Source organism: Streptomyces toyocaensis, assembly GCF_000725125.1.
Taxonomy (GTDB): Bacteria; Actinomycetota; Actinomycetes; order Streptomycetales; family Streptomycetaceae; genus Streptomyces; species Streptomyces toyocaensis.
Genome location: NZ_JFCB01000066.1, coordinates 1 through 4,135 on the forward strand (window position 1 = coordinate 1; position 4,135 = coordinate 4,135).

Consider the following 4,135-nt stretch of genomic DNA (forward strand, 5'->3'; position numbering starts at 1 on the left):
ACGCCGCCGGACGGCTCCCGTCGCGCAGGGCGTCCACGGCGGCGAGCAGAACGTCCCTCGGCCCGGAGCCGGGAATCTGGGCCGCCGCGCGCTCGTGCAGCCGGGCGCCCTCCTCCAGGACGACCTCGGTGTCCATGCCGGCCGGGATCTTGATCTGCGCGTGGTGCCGCCAGGTGGTGACCGGATCGCCCCACGCCTCCACGGCGTACGTCCACAGCCCGGGCTCCCCGGCGACGACGGTCGCCCCCCACCGGTCCGTGCCGGGTGCCAGCTCCCGCATCGGCGTGAACGGCCCCGGACGCCCCGCGGGATCCTTCAGCACCACGTCGGCGGCCACCGCGTCGTGCCCCTCCCGGAACACGGTGGCCGAGATCTCGAACGCCTCACCGGTCACCGCCTTCGCGGGCCGGCGCCCCTGCCGGACCATCGGGCGGACGTCGAGCACGGGTATGCGCCCCACGGCGGTCGGTGGACCGGCGGGAGGCGGCGCGGAGGACGGCGGGGGTCCCGTCCCGGTGCGGCGGCCTGGAGGTGTCCCGGTTCCGCGGTCCACGGGCGCCGGGGTGCCGGGCGTCGGGGGTGATGACGAGTGGTGCTTGGCGGGCATGACCGCTCCTGTCCGCGTCAACGTGGGTGGGCGGATGACTGTGGGGAGGTGGGTCCTGCGGGGTTTCTGTGTACCCGCAGGAGCCTTCCCACACTGTTCGGGTGGGCAATCCGGCACTTTGTTAACTACTCACGCGTATGTCGACACTCGAGACCGGCCTCCTCCGCGCGGAAGGGCAGCCGGTCCCGGAGGGCCTTTCGTTGCCTCGTTCCCGCCGTGGCGGGATCGACTCCGGCCGGTCGGTGTCCGGTGTCCCCCGGGGGCGCCTCGCCACCCCCGCACGGGGGGCGGCCGGCTCGGCGAACCGGGGTCGCGCCGGGCCACCGTCCCGTTCGCCGGCCCCCTGAACAGGCGGTTCGGGGCTCGTGCCGGGGCCGTCCGGTCGCGCCCGGCGGGATGCGTCAGCCGCCGCCCACGCCGGCTGAGGGGACGCCGCCGGCGTGCTGGTGCCTGCGGCCCACGCGCCGGTGCCCGCGGCGCAGGACGAGGTGATCGGTCCCCCTCGTGACGCCGGACCGGGCGTGGAGCCATGGTGGGAAAAGGGCCGGTTTCTTCTCCTGCCGGAGGCCGCGCCGACCGCCCCGCCCGGTCCACGTCCGCCCGTCGGCGGGCGGAGCGCGGACGGCGCCGTGTCGGTGCCCCTGGCGCCCTCCTCGGATCACGTGTGCGGATTCGGCCACATCCGCAGTGCGGCGAATCGTTTGGGTAGCGGCAGGGAGGTACCCGTGTCCTCCGGCTTCCCGCGCGGACGGTGCCCGCGCCGGTACTGTCGGCAGCGATGCCCGGACGCACACCGCGTCTCTCACGAACGCGCCGAGGTGGCTTGTGAAGGCGATCCGTCGATTCACCGTCCGACCCGTGCTCCCCGAACCTCTCCGGCCCCTGAGCGATCTGGCCCGCAACCTGCGCTGGTCCTGGCACACCGGGACCCGTGAGCTGTTCCGCTCCGTCGACCCCGAACGCTGGGCCGCTGCCGGCCGCGACCCCGTACGGCTGCTCGGCAGCGTGGCGACCGAGCGGCTCACGGAGCTGGCGGGTGACCGTGACTTCCTGGACCGGCTCGACGCGGTCTCGGGCGATCTCCACGCCTACATGACCGGCGACCGCTGGTACCAGGCCCAGGCCGACCGCCTGCCCGCCGCCGTCGCCTACTTCTCCCCGGAGTTCGGCATCACGGCCGCCCTGCCGCAGTACTCCGGCGGTCTGGGCATCCTGGCCGGCGACCATCTCAAGGCGGCCAGCGACCTCGGCGTCCCCCTCGTCGGCGTCGGCCTGCTCTACCGGCACGGCTACTTCCGCCAGTCCCTGTCCCGGGACGGCTGGCAGCAGGAGCACTACCCCGTGCTGGACCCCAACGAGCTGCCCCTGGACCAGCTCACGGAGGCCGACGGCACCCCCGCCCAGATCACCCTCGCCCTGCCCGGCGACCGCTCGCTGCGCGCCCGGATCTGGGTGGCCCAGGTGGGCAGGATCCCTCTTCTCCTGCTGGACTCCGACGTCGAGGAGAACGACCTCGGCGAGCGCGGGGTGACCGACCGGCTCTACGGCGGCGGCAGCGAGCACCGGCTGCTCCAGGAGATGCTGCTCGGCATAGGAGGGGTCCGGGCGGTGCGCGCGTACTGCAGGCTCACCGGGCACGCCGCACCCGAGGTGTTCCACACCAACGAGGGGCACGCCGGTTTCCTCGGCCTGGAGCGCATCGCCGAACTGCGCGCCGAGGGGCTGGACTTCGACGCGGCGCTGGAGGCGGTCCGCGCGGGGACCGTGTTCACCACCCACACCCCGGTCCCGGCCGGCATCGACCGCTTCGACCGGGAACTGGTCGCCCGCCACTTCGGCCCGCACGCCGAGCTGCCGAACATGGAGGTCGACCGCATCCTCCGGCTGGGCATGGAGACCTACCCCGGCGGCGAGCCCAACCTGTTCAACATGGCCGTGATGGGCCTGCGCCTGGCGCAGCGCGCCAACGGCGTCTCCCTGCTGCACGGCCACGTCAGCCGGGAGATGTTCGCCGGGCTCTGGCCCGGCTTCGATCCCGAGGAGGTGCCGATCACCTCCGTGACCAACGGGGTGCACGCGCCCACCTGGGTCGCCCCCGAGGTGTTCCGGCTCGGTGCCCGGCAGATCGGCGCCCAGCGCGCCGAGGAGGCGCTGAGCGTCGGCGACTCCGACCGCTGGGACTCCGTGGCCGACATCGCCGACCAGGACGTCTGGGACCTGCGCCGGTCCCTGCGCGAACAGCTGGTGCTGGAGGTGCGCGAGCGGCTGCGTGCCTCCTGGCGGCAGCGCGGCGCCGGGACCGCCGAGCTGGGCTGGATCGACGGGGTGCTCGACCCGGACGTGCTGACCATCGGCTTCGCCCGGCGCGTCCCGTCGTACAAGCGGCTGACGCTGATGCTGCGCGACCGGGACCGGCTGATGGACCTGCTGCTGCACCCGGAGCGGCCGGTGCAGATCGTGATCGCGGGCAAGGCGCACCCGGCGGACGACGGCGGTAAGCGGCTCATCCAGGAGCTCGTCCGGTTCGCCGACGACCCGCGCGTGCGGCACCGGATCGTGTTCCTGCCCGACTACGGCATGGCGATGGCGCAGAAGCTCTACCCCGGCTGCGACATCTGGCTGAACAACCCGCTCAGGCCGCTGGAGGCGTGCGGCACCAGCGGGATGAAGGCCGCGCTCAACGGCTGCCTCAACCTGTCCGTCCTCGACGGCTGGTGGGACGAGTGGTTCCAGCCCGACTTCGGCTGGGCCATCCCCACGGCGGACGGCGTCGGAACCACCCCCGACCGGCGCGACGACATAGAGGCCGCGGCGCTGTACGACCTGCTGGAGGAGCGGGTGACACCGGCCTTCTACGAGCGGGGCCGGGACGGACTGCCGGACCGCTGGATCGAGATGGTGCGCCGTACGCTGGGCCTGCTCGGCCCCAAGGTGCTGGCCGGCCGCATGGTCCGGGAGTACGTCGAGCGCCTGTACGCGCCCGCCGCCCACGCGCACCGCGCGATGGACCCGGACTCCGCGCGGGCGCTCGCCGCGTGGAAGGCGAGGGTGCGCGGCGCCTGGCACGGCGTGACCGTCGACCACGTCGAGACGTCCGTGACGGCGGCCACCGCGGAACTCGGCACCACGCTCGGACTGCGGGTGCGGGTGGGACTCGGCGGCCTGAAGCCGGAGGACGTCGAGGTGCAGGCGGTCTCCGGGCGGGTGGACGAGGAGGACCGCATCACCGACGCGGCGGCCGTGCCGCTCAAGCCGGTGGGCGCGCCCGACCGGGAGGGCCGCTGGGTGTACGAGGGCCCGCTCTCCCTGGACCGCACCGGCCCCTTCGGCTACACGGTCCGCATCCTGCCCAGTCACCCCCTGCTCGCCTCCGGCGCGGAGCTGGGCCTGCTGGCGGTGCCGTCGGAGGACGTCGTGGAGGCGGCGGGACTGCTGATGCGGTGACGATGCCCGGCCCGCCGGCCGCGCGCCCGCGCAGGCGACCGGGTTGCCGCCGTAGGTGCCGCCCAGGCCTCCCGCGTGCGCGGC

At 74.3% G+C, this 4,135-nt stretch carries 2 protein-coding genes; one reads left to right on the top strand and one right to left on the bottom strand.

The genetic code is table 11. The annotated features are described in order from the left end of the window. A partial coding sequence (locus tag BU52_RS32550; RefSeq protein ID WP_157847952.1) for a maltotransferase domain-containing protein occupies window positions 1-607 on the bottom strand: 607 nt, incomplete at its 3' end. Window positions 608-1,432: 825 nt separating this feature from the next. Here BU52_RS32550 and BU52_RS32555 point away from each other — a divergent pair. Then, entirely contained in the window at window positions 1,433-4,051 is a 2,619-nt protein-coding gene (locus BU52_RS32555) for a glycosyltransferase family 1 protein (RefSeq protein WP_037941450.1), read from the top strand. Window positions 4,052-4,135: the final 84 nt, after the last annotated feature.